The sequence below is a fragment of the uncultured Streptococcus sp. genome, assembly GCF_901875575.1.
Taxonomy (GTDB): Bacteria; Bacillota; Bacilli; order Lactobacillales; family Streptococcaceae; genus Streptococcus.
Genome location: NZ_CABFMF010000022.1, coordinates 73,554 through 99,006, shown reverse-complemented (window position 1 = coordinate 99,006; position 25,453 = coordinate 73,554). Strand labels below are relative to the sequence as shown.

Sequence of the window (25,453 nt, the reverse complement as noted above, 5' to 3'; positions counted from 1 at the left end):
CCTCTCCTTACTGGGCTTCTGGCATTTGCCGAACATCTACAAAGCGCCCTGCGATAGCCGCTGCTGCTGCCATGGCTGGACTACAGAGATGTGTCTTAGCACCAAAGCCTTGTCTGTCTTCAAAGTTGCGGTTGCTGGTTGAGGCGCAGTGGACACCATCAGGCACCTTATCAGGATTCATCCCTAGGCACATTGAGCAACCTGGGTCTCTCCACTCAAAACCAGCATCTAGGAAAACTTTATCCAAGCCCAATTTCTCCGCAGCTCGTTTGACAGGACGAGATCCTGGAACTACGATAGCTGTTAGATTAGGGGCTATTTTCTTCCCTTTAACAAATCGCGCAGCCAGTTGCAAATCGCTGAGACGAGCATTGGTACAAGAGCCGATAAAGATATAGCCTAGTTCAATATCCGCTGGCTTTTGACCTGGTGCCAAGTCCATGTAATTGTAAGCCCGCTCATCATTCATATCCTTAATTTCTGGGAAACTACTGTCAAAGTCAACACCCATAGCAGGATTGGTCCCCCAGGTCACCATGGGAGCCAAGTCTGAGACATCCATCCGGATAACCTTATCGTAAACGGCATCATCATCACTGACAAGGGTCTTCCAATCCGCCACAGCCTCTTCAAAGTCCTCTGGAACACATTCGCGTCCCTTGAGATAGTCATAAGTCGTCTGATCTGGGTTCATGATTCCCATCTTGGATCCAAACTCGATGGACATATTGCAGATGGTCATGCGCTCTTCCATGCTCAGTGCATCAATAGCCTGACCCCTATATTCCACCACATAGCCAACGCCGCAAGCAACGCCGTATTTAGCAATCAAAGCTAAAATGAAATCCTTGGAATAGACTCCCTTTTGAGGAACTCCAGTGAATTCTACCAGCATTTTCTTGGGTTTGACCTGCCAGAGGGTTTGAGTAGCGAAGACATGCTCTACCTCACTGGTCCCAATTCCAAAGGCGATTGCTCCGAAAGCTCCGTGGGTTGCCGTATGACTATCTCCACAGACGATGAACTTCCCTGGTTGTGTCCGTCCTGTCTCTGGACCAACCATGTGTACGATCCCTTGTTTTTCAGAACCGTGGGCCGCATGTTCAATCCCAAACTCCTCAACATTTTCAGCTAGCTTATCAATTTGAGCCTTGGAAATGACATCTCGAATATCGTAGATATTGACCGTCGGGACATTGTGGTCAAAGGTTCCAAATGTCAAGTCTGGTCGTCTCAATCTGCGTCCTGTGTCTCGCAAACCTTGAAAGGCTTGAGGGCTGGTCACTTCATGAATATAGTGCTGGTCCACATACATGAGTTGGGGCTGCCCCTCTTCTCCTGTGATGACATGACGGTCCCATAATTTATCAAAAATCGATTTTCCTGCCATCCGTTACCTCCAAATAACATATAAGACTACTAGTGTGGCCACCATCCCCAGAAACCAAACTGTTTTAAAGTACCATTTTCGAGTCTTGTGGTGAAAAGTGATTCCTGCAAACCAAGCTCCAAAACCACCACAAGTAAAGGCTAAAATGAGTAAGATTTTCTCTGGGATGCGCCAGGCTCTTCTCCTTGCCTGGGATTTGTCAATGCCATAAATCAAGAAAATGATGACATTCCAAATCAAGAGAACTAGAGTAATTTTTTCGTCTAACTTCATAATCTTGCAATAATGGCTTCTGTCATTTCCTTGGTCGAAGCCTGACCTCCTATATCTCTCGTTAATATACCGGCTGCCAGACTTGCCTCAACAGCACGTTCGATACGCTCCGCATCCTCATAACATCCAAAGCTACCTCTCAACATCATGGCCACTGATAAAATCATGGAAATGGGATTGGCAATTCCTTTACCTGCTATATCTGGTGCTGAACCGTGAATGGGCTCATAGAGACTTGGCCCCTTTTCAGAATGACTGGCTGATGGCATGACCCCAAGTGTACCTGATAGGACGCTTGATTCATCAGAGAGAATATCTCCAAAAAGATTCTCCGTTACAATAACATCAAACTTAGCAGGATTGGTAATCATGAGCATAGCAGCTGAGTCCACCAACTGGTGTTCCAAGGTCACATCTGGAAAATCCTGTGCGACTCCCTCAGCCACTTTCCGCCAGAGTTTTGATGTTGCCAACACATTTTGCTTATCGATGCTAGTAAGGATTTTTCTCCTTCCTCTTGCAATTTCAAATGCCTTTCGAATAATCCGCTCTACTTCCTCATAGCTATAGTCGTTGATATCACGCGCTTTTCGTTCTTCAAGAATATGATCTCCAAAGTAAATCCCACCTGTCAACTCCCGCACCACAACAAAGTCTACACCTGCAATTCGTTCTGGTTTGAGAGGTGACAAATGCTTGAGACTCTCAAATATTTTTACTGGACGGATATTGGCATAGAGATTGAGTTCCTTACGGAGAGCCAGTAAACCTTGTTCAGGCCGTACCACTGCCCCATCATACTGAGGACTCCCGATAGCCGCTAGGAGAATGGCATCTGCTTCTCTACTTGCCTTGAGGGTTTCAGCAGGTAAGGGATGGCCCGCTGCATCAATACCTGCACCTCCAAAAGGTCGTCTGTCTATTTCATAATCAAAGCCTGTTTTTTCAGCTAGAGCTTCCAGAACCTCTAACCCAGCCTCCATGATTTCCGGGCCGATTCCATCCCCTGCTAGAGCTACTATTTTCTTTGTCATAGCATTCTCCTTTACACACTAGGCATGTCACGATAGGAAACGCTACGTCCCATCTCACCAGCATTCTCTTTTTGAACAAAGGTATTGGCATTGATGTAGGCAATAGCCGAAGCCTTCAACACATCAAAATCAAGACCTGCTGCATTAAAGATGGTTTCTGTATCTCTATTTTCAACAGTGACCAAGACCCGAGCTTGGGCATCGATTCCATCTGTCACCGCATCAATAGTGTAGGATAGCAAGCGAACAGATTGATTGAAGAACTTGTCAATAGCATTAAAGATAGCCTCAACAGAACCTTGACCTGTCGCATTAAATTCGACCTTCTCACCATCCATATTGGCTAAGCTAACGAGCGCTTCAATGTCATTATCTGCATGGGTTTGCAGTTGTAAATCATCAAAATGGAAGCCTTCTGGATTTTCAACCATTGTTCCAGCTACCAGCGCACGAATATCTGCATCTGTGATTTCTTGTTTCTTATCAGCCAGTGCCTTGAATTTAGCAAAGAGTGGCTGGATGTCCTCTTCTGTAAAGTCTAGTGCTAATTCTCTTAGTTTTTCAACAAAGGCATGGCGACCGGACAATTTTCCAAGCGGTAGACTATTACTCTTAACACCGACCAATTCAGGAGTGATGATCTCATAAGTAAGAGGATTTTTAAGAACTCCATCTTGGTGAATACCAGATTCGTGAGAGAAAGCATTGCCACCAACCACAGCCTTGTTTTTAGGAACGGGAATACCTGAAAAACGAGAAACCATTTCAGAAGTATTAATCGTTTCGTTTAAGACAATAGTGGTTTCTGCTCGGTAATAATCTTGGCGAATGTTAAGGGCTACTGCAATTTCTTCCAAAGCTGCATTCCCAGCTCGCTCCCCAATACCGTTGATAGTTCCTTCAACTCGTCCTGCACCATTCTTGACGGCAGCAAGGCTATTAGCCACTGCCATTCCGAGGTCATCGTGACAGTGAGGCGAGTAAATAATCTGACGATCCGTTTTAACATTCTCAATCAAGTATTTGAAGATACTACCATATTCCTCTGGAGTGGTGAATCCAACCGTATCAGGAATATTGATATAAGTCGCACCTGCATCAACCGCTGTTTGAACAACTTGCAAGAGGAAATCCAACTCCGTTCTGGTCGCATCCTCAGGAGAGAATTCGACCACTTCAAACTTAGAACGTGCATAGGAAACATGCTCTCTAATAGCTTCCAAGATTTCTTTCCTGCTCATATTAAGCTTATACTTGCGGTGAATCGGACTGGTAGCTATAAAAACGTGTACCTGTGGATACTTGGCATCCTTGAGGGCTTCATAACAAGCATCAATATCAGACTTGACAGAACGTGCCAAACCAGTCACCGCCGTTTTCTTCAAGACCTTGGCAATCTCCTGAACTGCTGTGAATGAGTCTGGACTAGCAGCTGGAAAACCAGCTTCGATTGCAGAAATACCCCATTTCTCTAGCTGCCTTGCAATGGCAATTTTTTCCTTGATTGAAAAGTTAACACCTGGTGTCTGCTCTCCATCTCGAAGACTGGTATCTAAAAATTCAACTGTTCTCATGCGATTTCCCCTTTTCCAAATTTGATTGTAAAAAAAACATCTCGCTCGGAATCCCAAGCGAGATGTTGATTTACTCCCGCTTGGTAAGCCAAACAGGACTAATGCTTTTTGCACTAGCCCGAGTACCTCAACAACAAAGCAACTTGATTAAACTTAGCTGTTCTCATGTTTGACTTTCTCCTTCGTTTGATATCTTGTTTAGTATTTTAGCATAGGCAAAAGCACTTGTCAAGAAAAAATCAAATATTTTCTGAAAATTTCTTCAGTATAGAATATTTAGCTAATTGAAAGTTATTGAAAATCCTTGAAATGTTTCATTTTTTAGAAGTTAAATTCCAACTTTTTTCTATCAATTCCAATGCCATTTCATCTGACAAAGTATCATCAAAAGCCACACTAATCCAGTAGCGTTTGTTCATATGAAAGGCTGGATAAATACCTTTATTTAAAAGTAAACCAGCTACTTGATCATGTTTGAGGTTGACTGCTTCGACTAAACCTTCTCTACCCTTTTCCAGGTTATCCCAAGGTATTCTCATCAAAACAGCATACCACTTTTGATTGCCTTCATGTCTTAACACTGCCGTATCAGGTGATTTTTCCCACAGATACTCCAACTGATTACCATACTTTTCCTGAATTTGAGCCATGATACGCTTAGTCTGAGGACAGATAAAATCCTGCACATCAAAACAAGCCTTCCGAATCTGGTAAAGAATCTCCAAACAAGCCTCACGAACACTTGCAACAAAACTCCCTGTCATACTTTGCATATGGACTTGGGGATAGGGATCACCCGTCTCCTGATCAAAGACTTGAAAGCTCACATTATCAGCAGTGATGGATACAGTCATGACAAAGTCACCTTGCAAAATCTGGCAACTATAGGTCCAAACTCCCCCATTTTCTACAAAACCAAAAGCTTGAGCCTTTTCTTGATTAAACTGATAGGATTTAAAAATTTCAAACATAAGTGAAAACTGCTACCCTAAGCAGCAGTTCCTTTCTATTTTTTAAAAAACAACCTTAGTACCATGTAGTTGTGTCACTCCCAGTTGGTCGATAAAGGTTTGACGGTTGTCAAGGTCAATCCCCCCACCTGGTAAGATTTCAATTTTTCCACTTGCGTGTTCTAAAATTCTGTGATAATGGTTAAAGCGTTTTTCTAAGGAGTCACCAGACACACCCGCACGAGTCAGAATTCGAGTGACACCAGCTTGACTAAGCCAGTCAATGGCTTCCAACTGATCTTCATCACCCAATTCATCAAAGGCCATGTGGAAGACAATTTCCATTCCTTTTGATGCGGCAATTAACTTTTCAAGATTAGCCTTATCCAATTTCTTATCAGCAGTTAAAGCCCCAAATACAACTCCTTGACTTCCAGCCTGAGCAGTCAACCGAATGTCTTCTAGCATGATAGCAATTTCTAGGTCATTATAGACAAAGTCGCCACCACGTGGACGAATCATGGTCATAATTGTCGTATCATAGTTAGCTGCCAGTTCAACCGCTGCCTTAGTCACTCCATAGCTTGGAGTTGTTCCTCCCACTGCTAGATTATCACAGAGTTCGATTCGACGAGCTCCAGCCTCCATCGCTTTTTCAAGCAAGGTCACATTTTCAGCACAAAATTCGTAAATCATTTGATTCTCCTTGAAGATTACTTTGAATTTATTATATCATATTATTGTGAATATACTTTCATTTATATCAAGGAAAACAGTGACTATTTTTATTCTTTATCAGGAATGACCTTGAAGAGATAATAAGTGATAAAGACGGTCAAGGCTCCCAGACCGATTTTGACTGGTAAAAGAGGAGCAAAATAAATGGAAATTCCCATGAGAATATAGATAGAGACGATAATCTTTTTCTTACGTTCACGCGCAATAGACTTAGTCTCACGAAAATCAGCTACATAGGTTTGGTATAACTTTGTGTGATATAACCAATTTTCAAATCGTTTAGAAGATTTAGAAAAACAAGCAATAGACAACAAAAGAAAGGGAGTTGTGGGCAACAAAGGTAAAACAACCCCAACAATAGCTAAGGCAAGTGATAAAAAACCAATTATCAGATAGATAAGACGCATAACTTCTCCTAGTTACTACTCTTCGAAAATCTCTTCAAACCACGTCAGCTTCCATTTGCAACCTCAAAACACTGTTTTGAACTGACTTCGTCAGTCTTATCTACAACCTCAAAGCAGTGCTTTGAGCAACCTGCGGATAGCTTTCTAGTTTGCTCTTTGATTTTCATTGAGTATAAATTAATTTTCTTCTAGTTTCGCATACAATGATGAATTTTGTCAAGTTCCAACCCAAAAGAGCCTGAAATTCCTTTCAGGACTCTCCTCTTATTTAATCTTTTCTTCTTCGTAGTCACCTTTGCTACAAACAATTTGTTTGCCTCCACCACGGACTTTTTTCTCCATGAGGAAGTTGCTACATTTTGGACAATCACGTCCAACTGGTTTATCCCAAGAGGTGAATTCACAATCTGGATAGCGATTGCAACCATAGAAGAGGCGATTACGCTTGGTTTTACGCTCAATGATTTGTCCTTGATGACAACTTGGACACTCAACTCCGATTTCTTTCACTATTGCTTGGGTATGGCGACAATCTGGGAAATTGCTACAAGCGTAGAACTTGCCAAAACGGCCAAGTTTAATGACCATTGGACTACCACACACTTCACAATCAAAGCCAGCTGGTTCATCCTTAATCTGGATTTTTTCCATTTCTTCTTCAGCCTTGGTAACCTCTTTAGAGAATGGTTTGTAAAAGGCATCAATGACACGTTGCCACTGCTCTTTCCCAACTTCGACATCATCGAGTCTACCTTCCATTTCAGCTGTAAAGGTAACATTAACAATATCAGGAAAATATTCAATGATTAGTTTATTGACAATTTCGCCTAACTCAGTCGGTTCAAAACGTTTAGCCGCAAGACGGACATAGTAACGTTTTTGGATGGTTTCAATAGTTGGTGCATAAGTTGAAGGACGTCCAACTCCATTTTCTTCCAAGGTCTTGATTAGCGTTGCTTCAGAATAACGTGCTGGTGGTTGGGTAAAATGTTGTTCTGGCTTGCTGTTAACCTGCTTAACCACATCTCCAACAGCCATATCTGGTAACATCTTATTCTTATCAGAATCATTATAGATAGCAAGATAGCCATCAAACTTAACCTGACTACCATTGGCAGCAAACTGCACACCATTTTGAGAGAGCTTAACAGCCATCGTATCAAAGATAGCAGCTGTCATCTGACTAGCAACAAAACGATTCCATATGAGCGTGTAAAGTTTTAGCTGGTCTTTATTTAAATACTTAGCAATACTTTCTGGAGTATGAAAGACACTTGAAGGACGAATAGCTTCGTGGGCATCTTGAGCACCTGAAGCATTTTTGACCTTGCTACCATGCTTAGAATACTTGCTACCAAAACGATCAGTAATGAAACTTGCTGCTTCATTCTGCGCTACAGGACTAATACGAGTCGAATCGGTACGCATATAGGTAATCAAACCTTGAACACCAGACCCGATATTAATCCCTTCATAGAGCTGCTGAGCCACCATCATGGTTTTACGAGTACGGAAATTGATTTTATTAGCAGCATCCATCTGCATAGTAGACGTCGTGTATGGTAGTGGAGCATTTCGTTTGCGCTCCTTTTTATCTACCTGATCCACTGTAAAGTCCTTACTAGTCAGGTGAGACAAGACTTCTTTGACTTCTTCGTTAGTGGACAATTTTTTCTTCTTGCCATTTACACCATAGAAAGAAGCCTGAAATTGCTTGCTTCCCTTTTTGAATACTCCATCAATAGTCCAATATTCTTCAGGCTGAAAGTTATTGATTTCATTCTCTCGGTCAATGATGAGCTTGAGGGCTACGGATTGCACACGCCCTGCTGATAATCCCTTCTTCACTTTTTTCCATAAGATAGGAGAGATAGAATAACCTACCAAACGGTCTAAGATACGACGAGCCTGTTGGGCATCAACCAAGTCCATATCAATCTTGCGAGGTTCCTTAAAGGCATTTTTAACGGCATCCTTGGTAATTTCATTGAATACAACACGGTTTGTATCATTCTCATCCAAATCAAGGATATGAGCCAAATGCCAAGAAATGGCTTCTCCTTCACGGTCCGGGTCACTCGCTAGGAAAACTTTATTTGCTTTTCTAGCTTCTTTTTTTAAATCATTAATCAAAGAACCTTTCCCACGAATATTGATATACTGCGGTTCATAGTTGTTTTCAATGTCGACAGACATGCTTGATTTTTTCAAATCACGGATATGACCGACACTGGCTAATACCTTATAATTTCTACCTAAATATTTTTCAATCGTTTTAGCCTTAGCAGGAGACTCCACGATGACTAAATTTTTCTTAACTGCTGATTTTTTCTTTTTTGTTGCCGTAGCCACAATATCACACCTTTTCAAAGTAATAAACTTTATAAAGTGTAAACCATTTTTAATAACCTGTCAAGACTTAGCACTTATATATAGAAGAAAACTTTAATTTAACTTCCTTTTTCTTTATTAAAATTCAAACTCAGATAGAACATCCTTCCCACTGGTAACTAATTTTGCGCCTTCTTGAATTAAATGATGGCAACCGTCTGACCGACCGTCTAATATACTACCTGGTATGGCAAAGACATCTCTTCCTTCTTCCATGGCACGTTCACAAGTAATTAAACTTCCAGAGCGCATCTTCGCTTCTGCTACAATGATACCTCTACAGAGTCCCGCAATAATTCTATTACGAGCTGGAAAATGAAATTTAAGAGGTTGCTCTCCAGGTCCGTACTCACTGAGAACTAGATGGTTATTGCCGATATAGTCTTGCAAACGTTTATTGACTTTAGGATAAAACACATCTAGACCTGTCCCAATCACTGCAATGGTTTTTCCGCCATTCTGAAGAGCTGCCATATGAGCTGCTGTATCGATACCCTTGGCTAAACCGCTAACAACAACCAATTCATTTTCCAATCCCTGAATAACTTTTTGAACTGCTTTGGCTCCCTGACTACTGCAATCTCTACTACCTACAACAGCGACCTTAGGAAATTTTAAGAAATCTAGATTTCCTTTATAAAATAAGAGAGCAGGTGCATCATATATTTCACATAAATCAAAAGGATAACAGTCATCAAGAATCGAAAATGAAGGAAACTTATCGAACTCTTCCTTCAAATGCGCATCATCAATCTGAAAATAGCGTTCCATAAACACCGCTGGATTACGGCAGCCTGAAACCTCAGCTATATCTCCCAATAAAAGTTCCTGATCAAAACTTTCTCCATATTCTAAGACAGTCAGAATTTGCTGATTAGTCAACCCTGATTTTCTTAATTTATATATTTCATAGTTTGTAATTTTCATAACTTACTCCAATTCTTTTTCTATTCATTTACTTATTCGTAAAAAATATAAAAACATCCAACAATTTTTTGTCAGATGTTAAAAAATTTAATTCTCATTTGCTAGAATTTCTTCTAATTTATGGTAATCTTTGACACTGTCGATTTCATAGATACTATTGCCTTCTAATTCTTCAACATATACATCTAATTCTTTGATATTATCCTTGACCATATTGTCCCAATACAAGTCTACGAATTCACCGCTTTCGTAAGCTTTATCGATAAAACTGATAATCTTTTCTGCAGTTGGTTCATCCCAGAAAGAAACTCCACTTAAAATACGACCAGCTTTGCTATCAACAATAATATCTTGAACCTTGTAGTCATCTCCATAAACTAAGAACCATTCATTGGTACAGTCTTCCCGATAGACACTAAAGTATGTTGAGCGAGTCAAATCATTGCGGAACATGTTCTTAAAAAGATAATTATCAGCATCAATAACATAACTATTGGCCAACTCCTCTTTTACTATATAAAGAGAATAAAAGTTATTATAATCAGCATATTTGTCATTAAAGATAAGTCGAACACCATACTTTTCTTTCAAATAGTCAAATTGTTCTTTCAAATAACCTACAACAATAATTATATCATGGATTCCTTTTTCTTTAAGAAACTCAATCTGATATTCTATTAAGGGTTTTTGATTTACTTTCACCAAGGCTTTTGGGGTATTGTCCGTCAAAGGAAGCAATTTTTTCTTTAATGATTTTCTCCACAATTAACCTCCAAATCTTACACTTCCCACTTAAATACTGTTTTAAAAGCAGTATTTAAATCAGTAGCAAAGACACGATGAATATCTTTGATTTCTCTTACAGGTTCTTCTAAATAAAGGATATTTTTGAGACGATTGGCAAATTTCTTAACTTCCATCATCTGGATAGCTTTTTCAAAATCGATTCGACCAGAACGTGATGATCCAATTAAGAGTAAGCCTTTTTCAAGGGCATCGCGCGTATTGATATTAACTTTATATTCGCTAACTCCCATCATTAGGATGGTTCCTTGTGGGCGAATATAACGAATCAAATCATTAATTGCCGGTCCAGTACCATCGCCACCACAGCACTCAAAAGCATGGTCAAAAGTCAAATCTTCAGGAATCATATCTGTAATATAGCACTCTTTCGCAAACGAGAAGAGTTCCAATTTTTCCCAATGACGACCAATAACAATAATCTCTGCTTCTGGAAGTGTATAGTTAATAATATTTGCAACAACGAAGGCCAAACTACCATCACCTATGACGGCGATTCGCTCCCGTTTGCTATGAGCTAAAGTCAAAAGTCTATTCATAGCATGCATACCAACACTTACAAATTCCGTAATAGCTGCAACAGTATCTTCAATATCATTGTACGCTACCACACGATCTTTAGGGAGAGAAACAAACTCTCGCATGAAACCGTCATAACCACTAGACAAGAAATAAGTTCCAGTCATGTAATTCTCATAAAACTCCTTATCACCTTGCATGGGTGGTTGATTTGGTATCATAACAACTTTCTGTCCAACCTGATAAGTTCCAGTTGGATCTGAAATAACGGTTCCACAAGATTCATGAATCATGGCCATAGGTAGTTTTTTAGATAAAATCTTAGGGTCACGTTTTCCTTGATAGTAACGCTGATCCGCATGACAAACTGCCATATAGTTAGGACGAATAAGGATATGATTCTCCTGATCAATCACTTCTTCTTGATATTTCACATTGATAAACTTAGGCTTAGTCAGTTGATAAACTTGATTAATCATAGCGCTAGTCTTTCTCAATCATACTTTTTGCAATCTTCAAATCCGTCACAGTTGTGATTTTCAGATTAGAGTATTCACCCTTAGCCAAGGCTACATCTCTTCCTTTTATGACAAAAATCTTACAAGCATCTGTTAGGATTTCTTTTTCTTGATCAGAGAGGGAACCATACAAATCCATAAAGTCTAGGCAACGGAAAGTCTGTGGCGTTTGTCCTTGATAAAGATGAGCACGATTTGGAATATCTGTTATATACTGACCATTCGTACTTTCGACAATTGTATCTACTGCTTCAACTACTGTATCTACAGCATCATGTTCTTGCGCTAGTTTGATATTATCTTGAATCATACGAAGAGTGATAAAAGGACGAACAGAATCGTGTGTTACCACCATGTCCTCAGGAGTAAGCGGACGATACTCGTTAATAGCCTCTATGATCTTTTTAATACTGGTATTTCGATCAGCACCACCTTTGGTAATGATAATTCGATCCTTATGAAGAGGCAGATATTTATCTACAAGATCCTCTGCATGAGATACCCAATCACCGTGGACACCAACTACAATTTTTTCAATACTTGGTTCCAAGACAAATTTTTCAATTGTATGAATCAAGATAGGGCGATCACCGAGTTCTAAAAATTGTTTGGGTAAATTACTGATTCCCATACGTGTACCAGTACCACCGGCAAGAATTCCTGCGTAAATCATCTCGTTGCTCCTTTTTCTTACTAAAAAACTTATCCTCTCTATTATACCACAATCTAGTCCTATCACGAAATAATTATCAGACTTTCCGTTCTAGAATAGTAACTCTATAATTCTTATTAACTAATCAAATTACAGTAACTACAAGGAATTCTAGTGCATATACATGTAAATTGTTGTGAAATTTCAGAGTTCTTCAGAATAATATAGTTTCCTTAAAAAAAACTTAAAGATCATTTCAGTCATATAAAAAATTAGGACTTAAATCATCCTAAACAGGTCTAAGTCCTAATTTTCTATTTCTATAATCGTTGAAGAAAAACAATCTGGTCTTCCTTATCTTGATTTTCAGTTCCTTTAACTGCATTTTTAAATTCAGATAGCATTTTACCAATTGACTCGCCTAGTTCAGGCAATCGTTTTGGTCCAAAGATCAAGAGAGCTTCTAAAACGATGATAATCAATCCTGGTACTCCGATATCACGTAAGATTCCCATTTCTCTCTCTCCTTTCTGCTTGTGTTTCATAATGTGTTTGCTAATAGCAATACTCAATTCATAGAGTAATATCAAAGGAGCAGTCATTGCCAAATCGCTGACAAAGTCAGCTAGTGTCAAGATGACTGCAAGTAGCAATAAGATAAAATAAGCATATCGGAGATAAGTAATCAATAATTCTGGTCCAATAAGTCCAATCGACGTCAAAAAGGCAATGATAACTGGCAATTCAAAAATCAGAGCCAAAGGCAAGGTCGTTTGAAAAACAAAGGACAGATAATTTTGGGCGGTTAACTGCGTTTCAAATAGTCCTTCTCCTAGCCCTAATAGAACCTGAAGTATAGCTGGTGTTACAAAGTAAAAACCAAAAGCCAGTCCAACTAGAAAACAAAGGAAACTAGCTGGAATATAGGCAAAAATTGCTCTCGCTTCTTCCTTCTTTAAACCTGGTTTGATGAAAGACCAAATATGATACACCGTGTAGGACAAGGTGATAGTAAAGGCCATCAGACTAGCCAAGCGTATGTAAATCCATAAAATATCATTAGGGCCTAAAACAATCAACTTTTGCTGAAAAGATTGGGTTACATACTGGTAAATCTGGTCTGCAAAAAGCAGAGAGACACAGAATACCAAAAAGAAACAAATGACTACTGCCAATAATCTCTTTCTAAATTCTACCAGATGTTCAACGATTGTCAATTCTTTTCTATCCATCTATTCTTTACCCTGTCTAAAAGTGACAATCAAAACGATAACAACAAAGATTAGCTGGCTGGCCAAACCTTCCCAACTTGGATAAATTCCAAGAAGGTCGATTGTTGGAAAGCCTGTCAGCAAGTGGTTAAGAGATAATTAATAGAAATTAAGTACACCACTCTTTTATAAAGTCTAACCTTCTTTTATATTTTACAATAAGTGTAAAAAGGAGAGTTTTATGCGTTACGGCTATGTTCGAGTATCTACAAAAGAACAGAATATTGATAGGCAATTTTCAGCCTTAGTAGAAAATAAATTATTAAAAGAAAATATTTTTATCGATTACGTTTCAGGAAAAGATTTTGACAGAATAGAATATCAAAAATTATTAACTATCTTGAAAGAAAATGATGAATTGGTTATTAAATCAATTGATAGGTTGGGGAGAAACTATGATGAAATTTTAGAACAATGGCAATCAATTACTAAGAAAAAGAAAGTAAATATAACTGTTTTAGATTTCCCCTTATTAAACACAAAGAATAGCAATGATAATATCACAGGAAAACTAATCTCTGATATCGTTTTACAAGTCCTATCTTATGTGGCACAGTTTGAAAGAGAACAAATCAAACAAAGACAAATGGAAGGAATACGGGAAGCACAGAAAAAAGGGAAGAAATTCGGTAGACCAAAATTGCTTGCCCCGAATAATCTCCCTGATGTGATAGCTCAATATAAGAAAAAAGAAATAACCTTACGAGAAGGTGCAGACATCTTAGGAGTATCAAAAAGCACCTTTCATAATTGGATAAAAAATTCATAGTTCCTGTCAAAAAACTAGGATTTTTTGGACAGGAAATATACTCTATTCTAGAGTCGTTTTCGTTAGAAAAAGGTTCTAAAATCAAGCATTTTGACCGATTATTATTACACTTCTATTTTATCAAGTTTGTCCAAAAAAGTCTAGGTTTTAGGACAAACTGATTACTTTACAATAAATAAGAATAGGAGATATTGCGTGAATAAAGAAACAAACTAAAAAATTCACACTTACTACAGTTCTAGCACTTTCATTGTTAGGAGTTGGAAGTCTTGCACCACAATCCGTAGCCGCTAATGATAGGCTGGTTTCCACTCAAGAAATCAATGGTCAGTCTTATCATATCTTGAACTCTGAGGTAACTAGTACTTTTGCTGGTACTAGCTTAGTTGGAATTGAAGGAACTTTATTGACACCAGATAAGCAGGCTATTTCAGACCGTATCAATGCCATTCGAAAAGAGGCGGCAGATGAAGGTAGCTGGTAAATGGTACTACGCTTATAGCTCTGGTGCCCTAGCAATCAATACGACTACCCCTGATGGCTATCGTGTCAATGCCAACGGTGAGTAGGTATAGAATAAAATTATTAAAAAATAGATAAAAAGAAAAGGAATACAAAAATTATGAAAAAAATCGTTTTAACGACTACAGCAGTTTTATCACTCCTAGCAACAGGAGCTACAATTTCAAGTGTCAATGCTGCAGACATTCCAATGGTCAAAGTATGGTCTCCAGCAGTCAATGCTTATGTTGAAGAACCTGCTATTGGTTATCGTGATACAGATTTAGTCGCAACAGATGTGACGCTTGTAGAAAAAAGAAAAGCACAACTTGGAGCATTTCCTAATGGTGTTGTTGGATTTATAACGGTTGATTGGGTAGATAAGGCTTATAAAAAAGAATTTTCTAAGCAATTTGCAAGTTTTGAATCAAATGGCATTGCTACATTTAACGGTAAAACAATTGTCTTTAAAGCAACAGATTATGGTATCTATACCATGAAGTTTGAATTAGATGGAGTTCGTTACAAACTAACAGTCGATGTTAGAGAAAACGTAGGGAAAGGAGCATCTTTTTACACTTATGTAACCAAACTAGAAGTCTTATCAACTAATCAAGCAAATGCTATCTCGAATACGAGTACTGAAAAACAAATAGAAGCAACAATTACAAATGTTGAAATTCATCATTTTGGAGTTAATTTTGAAGGTGTACTCTCAGAGCCACTACAACACGGAGGAGATAATGCAGCTAGAGGAAATGTTACTCTAATTGATAAGGCTAGCGGAAAGATTGTGTACCAACATAATAATGATGTCATCTTTAGTGGTCTAACTAATGACGTCAACGACCAATTTCTTTTACCTTTAATTTATAGCAATAAATTTAAAGGGGATGTTTTCGATATCAGACAGTTTCCTGCTGGAACATATATCTTGGAGATGTCAGGAGAGGCAGGTTCTCCGCGCGATCACTCAGTTGATAACAGAAAACGTGTCTTTAAAGCTAGAAAAGAGGTAACTTTCGGAAATCCTTCGACAAATTCAAATACTAACACAACAACCCAATCAGGTTCGAATTCATCTAGCTCGTCAACTTCTACAAGTTCGTCATCTGGAAACTATTCTAACACAGATACAACCATGACGACCCATCAGTCTAAATCTACTTGGATGTATTCGAATGGACGATGGTGGTATAAACACGAAGATGGCACCTATACAACTAACGGCTGGGAAAAAATCAATGGTGTTTGGTATCGATTTGACAACTCTGGCTGGATGCAAACTGGCTGGGTAAAAGACGGCAGTTGGTACTACCTCGATGGCTCAGGTGCAATGAAGACTGGTTGGCTCAAAGATAACGGTAGCTGGTACTACCTCGACGGCTCAGGTGCAATGAAGACTGGTTGGCTCAAAGATAACGGTAGCTGGTACTATCTTCAAGACTCAGGTGCAATGAAGACTGGTTGGCTCAAAGATAACGGTAGCTGGTACTATCTTCAAGACTCAGGTGCTATGCAAACAGGTTGGATGCAAGTATCTGGCAAATGGTACTATGCATATAACTCTGGTGAGCTAGCAATCAATACGATTACGCCGGACGGCTACTACGTCGATTACAACGGTGAATGGGTTTAACATACAATAGAAATAGATTAAGGAGACAATTAAATGAACAAAGTTATAAAAATTGAAGATGAAACAGTTTATGTTGGAAAAGGTGATAATGGCCAATTTACTGCAATTTCAAGAAAAAGTTTTGGTTTTGAACCACAAGTAGGTGATTATGTAGAATTTTATCAAAATGGTGACGACTATATTGTTTCAAAAATAGATAACACATCTCCAGCTAGTTCTAGTCAACATTCAAATGGAGTAAGTGATAAATCTAAACTGGCCGCAGCATTATTTGCCCTATTTTTAGGAGCGTTTGGTGCCTACGATTTTTATATTGGAAATGCTAAACAAGGATACAAGCGTATCGGCATAACTCTGCTGGCTATTATTCCTATATTGACACTATTTGTTTTACTGGCAAATGCTATTTGGAATATTATAATTACTATTCAAGTTTTAACGTCTAAAACTGGTAGTAAATGGCACCAAGATGCCCAAGGCTTAGAATTACAAGATTAAATATATGAAAAAATTATTTCTATTCAGTATTAGTATTTTAGCTATCTCTATTTTAACGGCTTGCCAACATCAGAGTGAAAACACTTCTTCAGCAAGTTCTGAAGCAATTGCTTCAAGTACTAGTTCAACTTCTTCTATATCGGAAGAGAAGAAACCTGATTACACCCTATACAATCCTGTTCTAAAAGAATATGCCAAAGTATTAGATGGTTCGTCAACTTCACATACAGAGATCAATTCAAAAGCAAACTTAAAAAATGGTTATCCTAACGAATATTCTGGATTACAGTATAGCTTGTATGATTTAGACCAAGACGGTACGGACGAACTTTTGATTGCTCTAAAAACGTATTCTAACTATTACGATTTATTAGATATTCGAACTCTTAAAAATGGTGAAGTTATTCGACTGACCAATGCAGAAAACAATCTGGACTTTATTGGAGAGCGAGTACATTTTAATCCTTTAGAAAATGGTTATTTTCAATTATCTACCCGAGTATCTATTAATCAAATCCAACTTAAACTATACAAGTTAAATCAGAATGGAACACGATTAGACTTAGTTATCGAATCAGATACAGAAGAGGGACTGGGGACAAAACCACCTTCCCTTGACATAAGATCTTTCTCTTGGAAATCTGTGACAAGTCTCATAAATGGAGAAATAACTCTTCCGTCAGAAAGTAAAGGAATGGATATTTCTGCAATTCAAAATGGAGATTTTTCTAGTGTCGCAGGAACTTGGAGGAATGGTACAGGTATTGAATTTACTTTCGATAAAAATGGCTTGGTAAGTGATCATTCCAAAGTTTCAATTGAACATGCTAAAGAAACCGACCGCTATCTTAAAGCAAGTTTACTTCCTAAAGCTGGTGGTGCTGGTGGTGCAGCTATTGCCTTTTTACCAGCAGGAATCCCTATAACCATGTCTGTCACCTCTTCTTCAGATAATGGCTATACTGACTCGTCTGATATTACACAAGACCGCTTATGGTTTGGACACCAACTCATCAATGGCAGTACGGAGGGATTTTTCTACAAGGTAGAATAGTGCTGGTAAATCCTTAAAGTAGCCATCGAATATCTAGTAACTATATAGGATAAATATTCTTATTCACTTAGAATATCTATCCTATATTTTTATTTCATCTACATCTCTATCGATACTTGATGAATTCACTCTGAAAAAGATTAGACTTTTAACCCCAAAATTGATAAAATAAGAAGGAAAATAAGATAAAAGGAAACTGTAAAACACCATGATGAACATGCAAAACATGATGCGCCAAGCACAAAAACTTCAAAAACAAATGGAACAAAGTCAAGCTGAGCTTGCTGCTATGCAATTTGTTGGCAAATCTGCTCAAGACCTTGTTCAAGCTACCTTAACTGGAGATAAGAAAGTTGTCAGCATTGACTTCAATCCAGCTGTCGTTGACCCAGAAGACCTCGAAACCCTTTCTGATATGACTGTTCAAGCCCTCAACTCTGCTCTTGAACAAATCGATGAAACAACTAAGAAAAAATTAGGTGCCTTCGCTGGGAAATTGCCTTTTTAAGAAACAAAAAACGCAAGTATCCAAATGGAATACTTGCCTACAACTTAGAGGAACTATTGTTCCTCTTTTTTGATTAAAAATTAAAAAATTCCAAGGCTCTCTTTAAGAGTAAATCCGTATACTCTGGATCTTCTTGGGCAATCGTTACTAGTTCTTGTACCAGTTCTATATTATCCGTTATCATACCATCAGCTCCTAGATGAATTGATTTATCAAAAGACTCTGAACTATTAATCGTCCAAACATACAATTTCTGGTCCGTATTCCAAAGCTTGTTGACAAAGTTTTCATCTAATGTTGAATATTCCATTGTGTAACCTGTTGCTTTAGTCCTTGGAAAAATACTATTATAAGGCAGGATGAAATAGGCTGGAATTTCTGAGTCGAAGGATCGGACTTGATCAATGATTTGATAATTCAAAGATTGTATTTGATGACCATTTTGTTTCAAAGTCTCACCGTACTTCTCCAAAAAACGTTTCATCATATCTGGTTTATCTTTTTTGCTAGTCTTTATTTCAATCAATAGCTTTTGATTTAATTCATTTGCTCTTTTAAGGTAATCATCAAAACTTGAAATCTTACTGTGGAAACCATTTTCTGATATTTCAATTTTGGTCAATTCTTCCAAGGTCAAATCTTGAGGACTTGCATTGACACCCGTTAACTCCCATATATTGGCATCATGCATCATGACAAACTGTCCGTCTTTGGTTTCTTGAACATCAGTTTCAACAAAGTCTGGTTCTAATTGCGCTGTTTTTTCTAAAGATTGGACTGTGTTCTGAACCCCATTTTTATTTGAGACACCTCGGTGAGAAAGAATCAAGGGTTTATGAGCAACTGGAGCTTCAAGATAAACATAGCCTTCTATTGAAAAGATGATGCAGGCACAACCTAATACTCCCCATCGCATCCAGTGGTCTTTTTTTCTACGAGGAATCATCTCAAGACCTTCTCCTGTTAAAAGAGAAACAAACTTAATGAGAAAATAGGTCAGGACCATATAGTGGAAATTGCGAATCAAAACATAATTAAAAATTCCAAGTACCAGCGATTCTCTATGAGTCAGAACGTCCATCAAGGTCTGACTAGCTATTATAGGAACTAAAAGAAGAAAGAAAAATAGGTAGGTTTTAATCACAATCCAAAGAAGATTCCAAGTATAAAACCAGTTTTGTCTTCTTGTCTTTTCGATACTATAAGAAACTGCTTGTTTAACTGTTTTCTTTTCAAAAAGAAGCTGGGGTATTGCAAACATCAAACGTACAGAAATATAAAACATAATCAGCGACAAAAGTATGACAATAATACTTACCAACCAATACCGTTCTTCTACATAGTTGACAACAAATTTGGGAATCACAATTTTATTGAGATAGTAAATCTTTAGAATCTTTCTGATAAAGGGAAAGAGCATCATGACATAAAAGAAAATAAAGGCCATCTTAGGAATAGTTATTTCTTTCATGATCATAAAACTTTGACTAAAGACCTTGTGACTATATTCTATTAATGTTCTCTTTTCATGATAGAGAAGATGCCGAGCTCCAGTTAAAAGGAGACCCATTTGGAAATAAGCAACCAACAAATTGATGATCACTAACATCAATAATCCCAAACTTATCAAAGGAGAGCCTTTAATAATCGCAAAAATATTATTATATGAAAGAAAGAGATAACCAGACTGCCTCAACAAAAGTCCTGCAAGCCATGAATTTAAGGGGAGCCAGACAAACTCTATCAACAAGAATGTTAAGAAAAATAAAAAAAGAATTTTATCTAGGTTATAGTAGATCTGTTTAAAACCTAGAAGTTTTGGTTTTTCTGGTTTCATAAGCACTCCTAATTAAATAACTGTGATAGGTCCAATCCACCAAAAGGATTATTTGATAAGCTACTTTGGGTTTCTAATAAGAGTTTTGCTTGATCAGACTCAAGAAAGAACTCATAAACACGCGCCGTCATACGAGCATCTTCTAAGCTATTATGAGACTGACCTTGAAAACCAAGAAAAGAAGCTACCGTTTGCAATTTGAGGTTAGCAATACCATGTAGGTCTGAACTCCTCCGTTCAAAGGCCTCATCATAAAGATCCACCTTGTATTGTGGACGATAGTCTAAGCCATGCTCTGCTAGTATAGGCAAATCACTTTTAGCTGCATTGTAACCTACAATAGGTAAAGAGCCAATAAACTCTTGGAATTCCTGCAATACTTGTTCTACAGATGGAGCATCTTTTAAGGTTTCTGCAGTAATTCCAGTCAAACCATTAATGAAGCTCTTGAGAGGCACCACAGTATGTACATAAGAATCATAGCTAGCAACTTCCTTCCCATCTTGAAAGCGCACTGCTGATACCTGAATTAAGTGTGTTTGTCCTTCATGTTGGTTAAATTCTAAATCGAAAGCAATGTAATCTTCTAATCTTTCCATTCTATCCTTCTCCTGGGGTACTTAATCATAGAAATAAAAGAAGCTATCAGGTTAAAGCTAACCTAAACAGCTCCTCGATTATCCTCCAAATAGACGAGCAAAAAAGCCTTTCTTAGTTGATTGAACTTCTTCTTTTGCTTGGTCTAACTCTAACTTCAGAGTTTCTTGATCCTTCATAGCTTGAAGAGTCAATTGTTGTTGCTGATCCAATTGTTTGTCTTTCTCAGCGATTTGACGGTCTTTGATGCGCATTTGCTCATCTTTTTCTGAAAGTTGACGATCCTTGGCTTTTAATTGCTCATATAGACGAAGGATTTCAGCATTCTTTTCATCGACTAAAATTTCCATCAGTTCCCGTTGCTTAACATCTTCGCTAACTGGTTCATCTTCAAAAATAGTTTTTTTATAGATTGCTTCAAGCTTAATCAAGCCACTACGGGTAACGACTGTTACACCTTTGTCATTTTTATCTGTGTCTTCTTCTGGTAATTCCTTGACACGATTATTGATTGCTTGACGAGATAGACCTAAAACCTCTGCAATCTCACTGACGGTCATTTCAATACTCATAATATCCCCTGAAACGTTTTCTAACTTTTCGTTATTTAAATATTATCATAAGCTAGAAAAACTGTCAAATTTCCACTTAATCTAGAGCCTTTAAAAAGGCCAATAGAACTTGTGCAGAGCGTCGGCCCGCCTCAATAATAAACTCATCAAAAGTGACGTTTGCTTCATGGTTAGCGTTATCGCTCATAGCACGGATGACTAAAAAAGGTAAGTCAAGTGAATGAGCCGCCTGAGCAATAGCTGCTCCCTCCATTTCTACTGCTAAGACATCTGGAAAATGTGATTTGATTTCTGTTATCTTATCATTTCCTGCAATAAAACTATCCCCTGTTGCAATTAAACCAAGGTGCCAAGTCTGCTCAAGTTGAGACAGACTAGTTTTTATTTTGGAAATGAATCTTGGGTCTGATTCAAAATAAAGAGGTTGTTGAGCCATTTGTCCATAACCATAACCAAAAGCAGTTACATCAACATCATGATAAGCAAGTTTATCCGCAATGACCACATCACCCACAGCAATGCCATCTGCTACTGCCCCTGCAGATCCTGTATTGATTATAGCATCCACTTGAAAGTGATCCGCTAAAATCGCTACACTCATGGCAGACATGACCTTACCAATGCCACTTTCTACTAACACCACTTCAACTGAAGCAATTGATCCCGTATGATAGGTATTGCCTAAAACAAGTTCCTCTTGGGTATTTTCCAAATGATGAATAAGGTAAGCTAATTCTTCAGGCATAGCCGCAATTATTCCAATTTTCATGTTAATTCCTTTTCTATCGCCAATATTTAATGGCTAACACTAATAAAATCAAGAGAAATATAATTGTAAATAAGATTTTATTTAAATTGGAATTAAAAACATTTCTCTTGGTATTTTCGATACGACGGCTTTTATGGATAGATGGTTCTACTTCAATCGTTAACGTTTCTTGGCTAAAACCATGCCCCTTTGGACTTTCATAACCGAAAGTTTGAGAAGATGTCGATAAAATTTTAGTCTCCTCATTATCAATCAAGGGAGGGCCAGAAATTTTTTCTCCTCGATTAGCCTTCTCAATCATTTCATCTGTTAATAAAGGTTTCCCCATAGATCCCTCCTCTAGTTTTTTTGTAATTCCCAGTATTGGACTGCCATAATAGTTTTAGCATCACAGATATGTCCTGTTTGGATTAAAGTTTTCGCTTCTTCTAGACTAACTTCAATAACTTCCAAGGTCTCATCTTCATCTTGGGGACGAGGATTTTCTACTTTGGACAAATTACTAGCTAAATATAGCTTTAACTTTTCATTGCAAAATCCAATAGCAGAATAAAAATCATATAAGAGTTCTAATTGGCCAGTATAAGCTGTTTCTTCTTCCAATTCACGAAGAGCGGCAGCTACTGGATCCGTATTTTCGCCCATTTCCAATTTGCCTGCTGGAATTTCATAAGATACTGACTCAATGGCTTTTCGATATTGCTTGACCAAAATCATCTTTTCTTTATCTGTAACAGCTAAAACACAAACTGCTCCATTATGGAAAATCAGATCTCTTTGGGCTGTCCCCTTTCCCTCTGGTAACTGAACCTGATCTTGTACTAATTTGAAAATGGGACCTTGGTAAATTTCTTTTCGACTGAGAGTTTTTTCTTCAAATTCCATGATAAACTCCTATTGATTTTTAGGATGGTGTGGCAAACGAGTTGCATATTCATCTTTATTGACTTGGCGACCACGTCCAATTGCAATGGCATCAGCTGGCACGTCTTTAGTAATAGTTGAACCTGCACCAACAAGGGAATTATCCCCAAGTTCTACTGGTGCAATAATAGTTGAATTAGAACCTACAAAGACATTGTTTCCAATGACTGTCTTGTATTTATTTTTCCCATCAAAGTTTACAGTGATAGTTCCCGCACCAAAGTTAACATGACTACCCACTTCACAGTTTCCGATATAAGTCAAATGCCCAGCTTTTGTGTTTTCACCAATAGAAGAACCTTTGATTTCAACAAAATTACCAATATGTACTTGGGCACCCAGACTTGAACCTGGACGAATGTGGGCGTAAGGGCCAACCGTTACGCCGTCTGCAACACTGCTTTCCTCAATCATGGAATTAGTGATAACAGCCTCCTTACCGATGATGCTATCGACCACATAGGTTCCATTTGTCAAGACTGTTTCTGCTCCGATTTTTGTTTGACCCTTTAAGGTAACATTGGCCTCAAGTTGTACTTGTGGAGCAATTTCCACATCTATATCGATATAAGTAGCTTCTGGATTGACAAAACTAACACCATTTATCATATGCTTTTGATTAATACGGCGACGCATGACTGACTCCGCAGTTGCTAGAGCCACTCGATCATTTACACCAAGACTTTCATCAAAGTCTTTTAAAGTATAGGCTCCAACTTTTTCACCAGCTTCACGGAAAATCCCAATGACATCGGTAATATAGTACTCTCCCTGAGCATTATTGGTATTGATATTTTTTAGAGCTTCAAATAAGCGTTCGTTATCAAAAACATAGGTACCAGTATTAATTTCCTTGATTTGTTTTTCAAAATCAGAGGCATCTTTTTGTTCAACAATTCGCATGACTTCCGCATTGTCATTTCGAACAATACGCCCATATCCGAATGGGTTATCCGTTTCAGCTGTCAAGATGGTCGCAACATTCTTATGATTGACATGAAAATCAATCAAGTTTTTAAGACTCTCTCCAGTAATTAAAGGAGTATCACCTGCGATAACCAAAGTATGACCTGATAAACCTTCTAGAATTGGCTCTGTCATCATAACTGCATGTCCTGTTCCCAATTGTTCTGATTGAGTTACATATTCTGTCTGTCCAGCTAATATTTGCTCAACTAATTCCGCCTTGTGCCCTACTACTGTGACTGTCTTTTCAGGTTGAATAGCTCCCACACTACGGAAAACATGTTCCAACATAGAGATACCAGCAACCTTATGCAAAACTTTTGGTAAATCAGACTTCATACGAGTACCTTTACCCGCTGCTAAAATAATGGCATAATTTGACATAATTTTCTCTTTTCTCTAGAAATTCCTTTTTATTATACCATATTTCAAATCAATCTGCTCTATTCAATAACAAATTGCTTTATAGCCCTGTTTCACTCAACTTTTAAATGTTTTTTTTGATTTTTTAACGTATTTAAGGTAAAATTATGAAGTATGAGAAAGAAAATTAATCCACTTATTTTATATACTTTTTTTGGGATTATGATTTTCATTTTAATCCTAAACAACTCCAATTTTGAGGAACGCTCTTTAAAAACAAAATCGAACCATGCTCAAATTGAAATTCAAGCTCTTCAAAAGTTAAGTAAACCAATTATTGATGTATCTGGATGGCAACGTCCCCAAGAAATCAACTATGATACACTTTCCCAAAATATATCCGGAGCTATTGTACGCGTTCATAGCGGTGCTCAAACAACTAAGCAAAATGATGCTGCACATATAAATGGTCTAGATAAAGCTTTTCAATCACACATTACTGAGTTTCAAAAACGCAATATTCCAGTTGGAGTATATGCATATGTAGCAGGCAAAAATATCCAAGAGATGGAAAAGGCTGCAGAAAGTTTTTATAACGCAGCATCACCATATAATCCAAGTTACTATTGGCTTGACGTAGAAGAAAAAACAATGTCTGATATGAATGACGGCGTTGAAGCTTTCCGTGCGAAACTAGAATCGTTAGGGGTTAAAAACATTGGAATCTACGTAGGTGTTTACTTCATGGAAGAACACAGTATTGATACTTCAAAATTTTCATCTGTTTGGATTCCATCATACGGTTCTGACTCAGGATTTTATGAAGCCACTCCTAAAACTGATTTAGATTATGATATTCATCAATATACTTCTAAAGGAAAAGTTGCGGGCTTTAATCACGATTTAGATATCAATGTCATCTCTGCATCAAAAAATAAAGAAGAGACTTTTAGAAAACTTTTTTTGAAACATTAAAAGCATTTGTTCATCATTTGCTTTTTTTGTTTT

28 protein-coding genes and 2 pseudogenes are annotated in these 25,453 nt (G+C 37.8%); 8 read left to right on the top strand and 22 right to left on the bottom strand.

What is annotated here, in order from left to right; all coding sequences use genetic code 11:
* Window positions 1–7 precede the first annotated feature (7 nt).
* The 15 genes and pseudogenes from leuC to tatC all read right to left on the bottom strand — a co-directional run.
* On the bottom strand, window positions 8–1,390 hold the full coding sequence (leuC, locus tag QZ114_RS06600) for a 3-isopropylmalate dehydratase large subunit (RefSeq protein WP_295501219.1): 1,383 nt from the start codon (window positions 1,388–1,390) through the stop codon (window positions 8–10).
* Window positions 1,391–1,393: 3 nt separating this feature from the next.
* Entirely contained in the window at window positions 1,394–1,663 is a 270-nt protein-coding gene (locus QZ114_RS06595; RefSeq protein WP_295501216.1) for a DUF1294 domain-containing protein, read from the bottom strand.
* Window positions 1,660–2,697 carry a 3-isopropylmalate dehydrogenase gene (gene leuB / locus QZ114_RS06590; RefSeq protein WP_295501213.1) on the bottom strand — a complete coding sequence of 346 codons (1,038 nt, stop codon included), beginning with the start codon at window positions 2,695–2,697 and terminating at the stop codon, window positions 1,660–1,662. The genes QZ114_RS06595 and leuB overlap by 4 nt, the downstream gene beginning before the upstream one ends.
* Window positions 2,698–2,708: 11 nt before the next feature.
* Window positions 2,709–4,271: a 2-isopropylmalate synthase gene (locus QZ114_RS06585; RefSeq protein WP_295501210.1), complete on the bottom strand. Its 1,563-nt coding sequence runs from the start codon at window positions 4,269–4,271 to the stop codon at window positions 2,709–2,711.
* A gap of 314 nt (window positions 4,272–4,585) precedes the next feature.
* Window positions 4,586–5,242: an MmcQ/YjbR family DNA-binding protein gene (locus tag QZ114_RS06580; RefSeq protein WP_295501207.1), complete on the bottom strand. Its 657-nt coding sequence runs from the start codon at window positions 5,240–5,242 to the stop codon at window positions 4,586–4,588.
* 42 nt (window positions 5,243–5,284) lie between these two features.
* Window positions 5,285–5,917 carry a copper homeostasis protein CutC gene (locus QZ114_RS06575; RefSeq protein WP_295501203.1) on the bottom strand — a complete coding sequence of 211 codons (633 nt, stop codon included), beginning with the start codon at window positions 5,915–5,917 and terminating at the stop codon, window positions 5,285–5,287.
* 89 nt (window positions 5,918–6,006) lie between these two features.
* Complete coding sequence (locus QZ114_RS06570) at window positions 6,007–6,366, bottom strand: YbaN family protein (RefSeq protein WP_295501200.1); 360 nt, start codon at window positions 6,364–6,366, stop codon at window positions 6,007–6,009.
* A 44-nt stretch (window positions 6,367–6,410) separates the two neighbouring features.
* Entirely contained in the window at window positions 6,411–6,533 is a 123-nt protein-coding gene (locus QZ114_RS06565) for a hypothetical protein (RefSeq protein ID WP_295501197.1), read from the bottom strand.
* A 97-nt stretch (window positions 6,534–6,630) separates the two neighbouring features.
* On the bottom strand, window positions 6,631–8,718 hold the full coding sequence (gene topA / locus QZ114_RS06560; RefSeq protein WP_295501194.1) for a type I DNA topoisomerase: 2,088 nt from the start codon (window positions 8,716–8,718) through the stop codon (window positions 6,631–6,633).
* A 117-nt stretch (window positions 8,719–8,835) separates the two neighbouring features.
* Complete coding sequence (dprA, locus tag QZ114_RS06555) at window positions 8,836–9,684, bottom strand: DNA-processing protein DprA (protein WP_295501191.1); 849 nt, start codon at window positions 9,682–9,684, stop codon at window positions 8,836–8,838.
* An 87-nt stretch (window positions 9,685–9,771) separates the two neighbouring features.
* Entirely contained in the window at window positions 9,772–10,449 is a 678-nt protein-coding gene (locus tag QZ114_RS06550) for an NTP transferase domain-containing protein (protein ID WP_295501188.1), read from the bottom strand.
* A gap of 14 nt (window positions 10,450–10,463) precedes the next feature.
* Window positions 10,464–11,486 carry a ribitol-5-phosphate dehydrogenase gene (locus QZ114_RS06545; RefSeq protein WP_295501185.1) on the bottom strand — a complete coding sequence of 341 codons (1,023 nt, stop codon included), beginning with the start codon at window positions 11,484–11,486 and terminating at the stop codon, window positions 10,464–10,466.
* Between the two features lie 4 nt (window positions 11,487–11,490).
* Complete coding sequence (locus QZ114_RS06540; protein ID WP_295501182.1) at window positions 11,491–12,198, bottom strand: 2-C-methyl-D-erythritol 4-phosphate cytidylyltransferase; 708 nt, start codon at window positions 12,196–12,198, stop codon at window positions 11,491–11,493.
* 299 nt (window positions 12,199–12,497) lie between these two features.
* Window positions 12,498–12,692, bottom strand: coding sequence for a twin-arginine translocase TatA/TatE family subunit (locus tag QZ114_RS06535; RefSeq protein ID WP_295501304.1), 195 nt, complete (start codon window positions 12,690–12,692; stop codon window positions 12,498–12,500).
* A 3-nt stretch (window positions 12,693–12,695) separates the two neighbouring features.
* Window positions 12,696–13,409: pseudogene (gene tatC, locus QZ114_RS06530) on the bottom strand (twin-arginine translocase subunit TatC); the annotation flags it as partial.
* A 220-nt stretch (window positions 13,410–13,629) separates the two neighbouring features.
* On the opposite strand from tatC, the gene QZ114_RS06525 reads away from it, so the two are divergent.
* The 7 genes and pseudogenes from QZ114_RS06525 to QZ114_RS06495 all read left to right on the top strand — a co-directional run bounded on the left by QZ114_RS06525 (window position 13,630) and on the right by QZ114_RS06495 (window position 18,417).
* Complete coding sequence (locus QZ114_RS06525) at window positions 13,630–14,217, top strand: recombinase family protein (protein WP_295501179.1); 588 nt, start codon at window positions 13,630–13,632, stop codon at window positions 14,215–14,217.
* A gap of 250 nt (window positions 14,218–14,467) precedes the next feature.
* Window positions 14,468–14,701: a hypothetical protein gene (locus QZ114_RS06520; protein WP_295501176.1), complete on the top strand. Its 234-nt coding sequence runs from the start codon at window positions 14,468–14,470 to the stop codon at window positions 14,699–14,701.
* Window positions 14,685–14,786, top strand: a complete 102-nt coding sequence (locus QZ114_RS06515; protein WP_295501174.1) for a hypothetical protein — start codon at window positions 14,685–14,687, stop codon at window positions 14,784–14,786. Before QZ114_RS06520 ends, QZ114_RS06515 begins: the two co-directional genes overlap by 17 nt.
* A 1,115-nt stretch (window positions 14,787–15,901) precedes the next feature.
* Window positions 15,902–16,357: pseudogene (locus tag QZ114_RS09845) on the top strand (N-acetylmuramoyl-L-alanine amidase family protein); the annotation flags it as partial.
* Window positions 16,358–16,390: 33 nt separating this feature from the next.
* The gene (locus tag QZ114_RS06505; RefSeq protein WP_295501169.1) at window positions 16,391–16,855 is read left to right on the top strand and encodes a hypothetical protein; all 465 of its coding nucleotides are present in this window, start codon (window positions 16,391–16,393) and stop codon (window positions 16,853–16,855) included.
* 4 nt (window positions 16,856–16,859) lie between these two features.
* Window positions 16,860–17,909 (top strand): DUF6287 domain-containing protein, encoded by a 1,050-nt coding sequence (locus QZ114_RS06500; RefSeq protein WP_295501166.1) that lies wholly within the window; start codon window positions 16,860–16,862, stop codon window positions 17,907–17,909.
* Between the two features lie 208 nt (window positions 17,910–18,117).
* Complete coding sequence (locus QZ114_RS06495; protein WP_295501163.1) at window positions 18,118–18,417, top strand: YbaB/EbfC family nucleoid-associated protein; 300 nt, start codon at window positions 18,118–18,120, stop codon at window positions 18,415–18,417.
* 73 nt (window positions 18,418–18,490) lie between these two features.
* Here the strand turns inward: QZ114_RS06495 and QZ114_RS06490 are convergent, their stop codons facing one another.
* From QZ114_RS06490 to glmU, 7 genes are all read right to left on the bottom strand, one after another.
* Complete coding sequence (locus QZ114_RS06490; protein ID WP_295501159.1) at window positions 18,491–20,254, bottom strand: glycerophosphodiester phosphodiesterase; 1,764 nt, start codon at window positions 20,252–20,254, stop codon at window positions 18,491–18,493.
* Window positions 20,255–20,262: 8 nt separating this feature from the next.
* Window positions 20,263–20,853, bottom strand: a complete 591-nt coding sequence (locus QZ114_RS06485) for a 3'-5' exonuclease (protein WP_295501155.1) — start codon at window positions 20,851–20,853, stop codon at window positions 20,263–20,265.
* A gap of 78 nt (window positions 20,854–20,931) precedes the next feature.
* Window positions 20,932–21,423 carry a chromosome segregation protein RocS gene (rocS, locus tag QZ114_RS06480; RefSeq protein WP_295501152.1) on the bottom strand — a complete coding sequence of 164 codons (492 nt, stop codon included), beginning with the start codon at window positions 21,421–21,423 and terminating at the stop codon, window positions 20,932–20,934.
* A 76-nt stretch (window positions 21,424–21,499) separates the two neighbouring features.
* Window positions 21,500–22,192, bottom strand: coding sequence for a 5'-methylthioadenosine/adenosylhomocysteine nucleosidase (locus tag QZ114_RS06475; protein ID WP_295501149.1), 693 nt, complete (start codon window positions 22,190–22,192; stop codon window positions 21,500–21,502).
* 13 nt (window positions 22,193–22,205) lie between these two features.
* The gene (macP, locus tag QZ114_RS06470) at window positions 22,206–22,520 is read right to left on the bottom strand and encodes a cell wall synthase accessory phosphoprotein MacP (RefSeq protein ID WP_295501146.1); all 315 of its coding nucleotides are present in this window, start codon (window positions 22,518–22,520) and stop codon (window positions 22,206–22,208) included.
* Between the two features lie 11 nt (window positions 22,521–22,531).
* A complete protein-coding gene (locus QZ114_RS06465) occupies window positions 22,532–23,077 on the bottom strand; it encodes an NUDIX hydrolase (RefSeq protein WP_295501143.1) in 546 nt (181 codons plus the stop codon).
* A 9-nt stretch (window positions 23,078–23,086) separates the two neighbouring features.
* Window positions 23,087–24,466 carry a bifunctional UDP-N-acetylglucosamine diphosphorylase/glucosamine-1-phosphate N-acetyltransferase GlmU gene (gene glmU / locus QZ114_RS06460; protein WP_295501139.1) on the bottom strand — a complete coding sequence of 460 codons (1,380 nt, stop codon included), beginning with the start codon at window positions 24,464–24,466 and terminating at the stop codon, window positions 23,087–23,089.
* Between the two features lie 153 nt (window positions 24,467–24,619).
* Here glmU and QZ114_RS06455 point away from each other — a divergent pair, with 153 nt between their 5' ends.
* On the top strand, window positions 24,620–25,420 hold the full coding sequence (locus QZ114_RS06455; RefSeq protein WP_295501135.1) for a glycoside hydrolase family 25 protein: 801 nt from the start codon (window positions 24,620–24,622) through the stop codon (window positions 25,418–25,420).
* Window positions 25,421–25,453: the final 33 nt, after the last annotated feature.

Bases quoted from the DNA above. Each gene is read 5' to 3' on its own strand.
- QZ114_RS06540 (WP_295501182.1), bottom strand. From the start codon at position 12,198: ATGATTTACGCAGGAATTCTTGCCGGTGGTACTGGTACACGTATGGGA.
- QZ114_RS06585 (WP_295501210.1), bottom strand. From the start codon at position 4,271: ATGAGAACAGTTGAATTTTTAGATACCAGTCTTCGAGATGGAGAGCAG.
- QZ114_RS06475 (WP_295501149.1), bottom strand. From the start codon at position 22,192: ATGAAAATTGGAATAATTGCGGCTATGCCTGAAGAATTAGCTTACCTT.
- QZ114_RS06525 (WP_295501179.1), top strand. From the start codon at position 13,630: ATGCGTTACGGCTATGTTCGAGTATCTACAAAAGAACAGAATATTGAT.
- QZ114_RS06515 (WP_295501174.1), top strand. From the start codon at position 14,685: ATGAAGGTAGCTGGTAAATGGTACTACGCTTATAGCTCTGGTGCCCTA.
- rocS (WP_295501152.1), bottom strand. From the start codon at position 21,423: ATGAGTATTGAAATGACCGTCAGTGAGATTGCAGAGGTTTTAGGTCTA.
- QZ114_RS06465 (WP_295501143.1), bottom strand. From the start codon at position 23,077: ATGGAATTTGAAGAAAAAACTCTCAGTCGAAAAGAAATTTACCAAGGT.
- QZ114_RS06495 (WP_295501163.1), top strand. From the start codon at position 18,118: ATGATGAACATGCAAAACATGATGCGCCAAGCACAAAAACTTCAAAAA.
- QZ114_RS06485 (WP_295501155.1), bottom strand. From the start codon at position 20,853: ATGGAAAGATTAGAAGATTACATTGCTTTCGATTTAGAATTTAACCAA.
- leuB (WP_295501213.1), bottom strand. From the start codon at position 2,697: ATGACAAAGAAAATAGTAGCTCTAGCAGGGGATGGAATCGGCCCGGAA.
- QZ114_RS06505 (WP_295501169.1), top strand. From the start codon at position 16,391: ATGAACAAAGTTATAAAAATTGAAGATGAAACAGTTTATGTTGGAAAA.
- QZ114_RS06500 (WP_295501166.1), top strand. From the start codon at position 16,860: ATGAAAAAATTATTTCTATTCAGTATTAGTATTTTAGCTATCTCTATT.
- QZ114_RS06455 (WP_295501135.1), top strand. From the start codon at position 24,620: ATGAGAAAGAAAATTAATCCACTTATTTTATATACTTTTTTTGGGATT.
- QZ114_RS06575 (WP_295501203.1), bottom strand. From the start codon at position 5,917: ATGATTTACGAATTTTGTGCTGAAAATGTGACCTTGCTTGAAAAAGCG.
- QZ114_RS06570 (WP_295501200.1), bottom strand. From the start codon at position 6,366: ATGCGTCTTATCTATCTGATAATTGGTTTTTTATCACTTGCCTTAGCT.
- glmU (WP_295501139.1), bottom strand. From the start codon at position 24,466: ATGTCAAATTATGCCATTATTTTAGCAGCGGGTAAAGGTACTCGTATG.
- QZ114_RS06595 (WP_295501216.1), bottom strand. From the start codon at position 1,663: ATGAAGTTAGACGAAAAAATTACTCTAGTTCTCTTGATTTGGAATGTC.
- macP (WP_295501146.1), bottom strand. From the start codon at position 22,520: ATGGGGAAACCTTTATTAACAGATGAAATGATTGAGAAGGCTAATCGA.
- QZ114_RS06580 (WP_295501207.1), bottom strand. From the start codon at position 5,242: ATGTTTGAAATTTTTAAATCCTATCAGTTTAATCAAGAAAAGGCTCAA.
- QZ114_RS06565 (WP_295501197.1), bottom strand. From the start codon at position 6,533: ATGAAAATCAAAGAGCAAACTAGAAAGCTATCCGCAGGTTGCTCAAAG.
- leuC (WP_295501219.1), bottom strand. From the start codon at position 1,390: ATGGCAGGAAAATCGATTTTTGATAAATTATGGGACCGTCATGTCATC.
- QZ114_RS06490 (WP_295501159.1), bottom strand. From the start codon at position 20,254: ATGAAACCAGAAAAACCAAAACTTCTAGGTTTTAAACAGATCTACTAT.
- QZ114_RS06545 (WP_295501185.1), bottom strand. From the start codon at position 11,486: ATGATTAATCAAGTTTATCAACTGACTAAGCCTAAGTTTATCAATGTG.
- QZ114_RS06535 (WP_295501304.1), bottom strand. From the start codon at position 12,692: ATGGGAATCTTACGTGATATCGGAGTACCAGGATTGATTATCATCGTT.
- dprA (WP_295501191.1), bottom strand. From the start codon at position 9,684: ATGAAAATTACAAACTATGAAATATATAAATTAAGAAAATCAGGGTTG.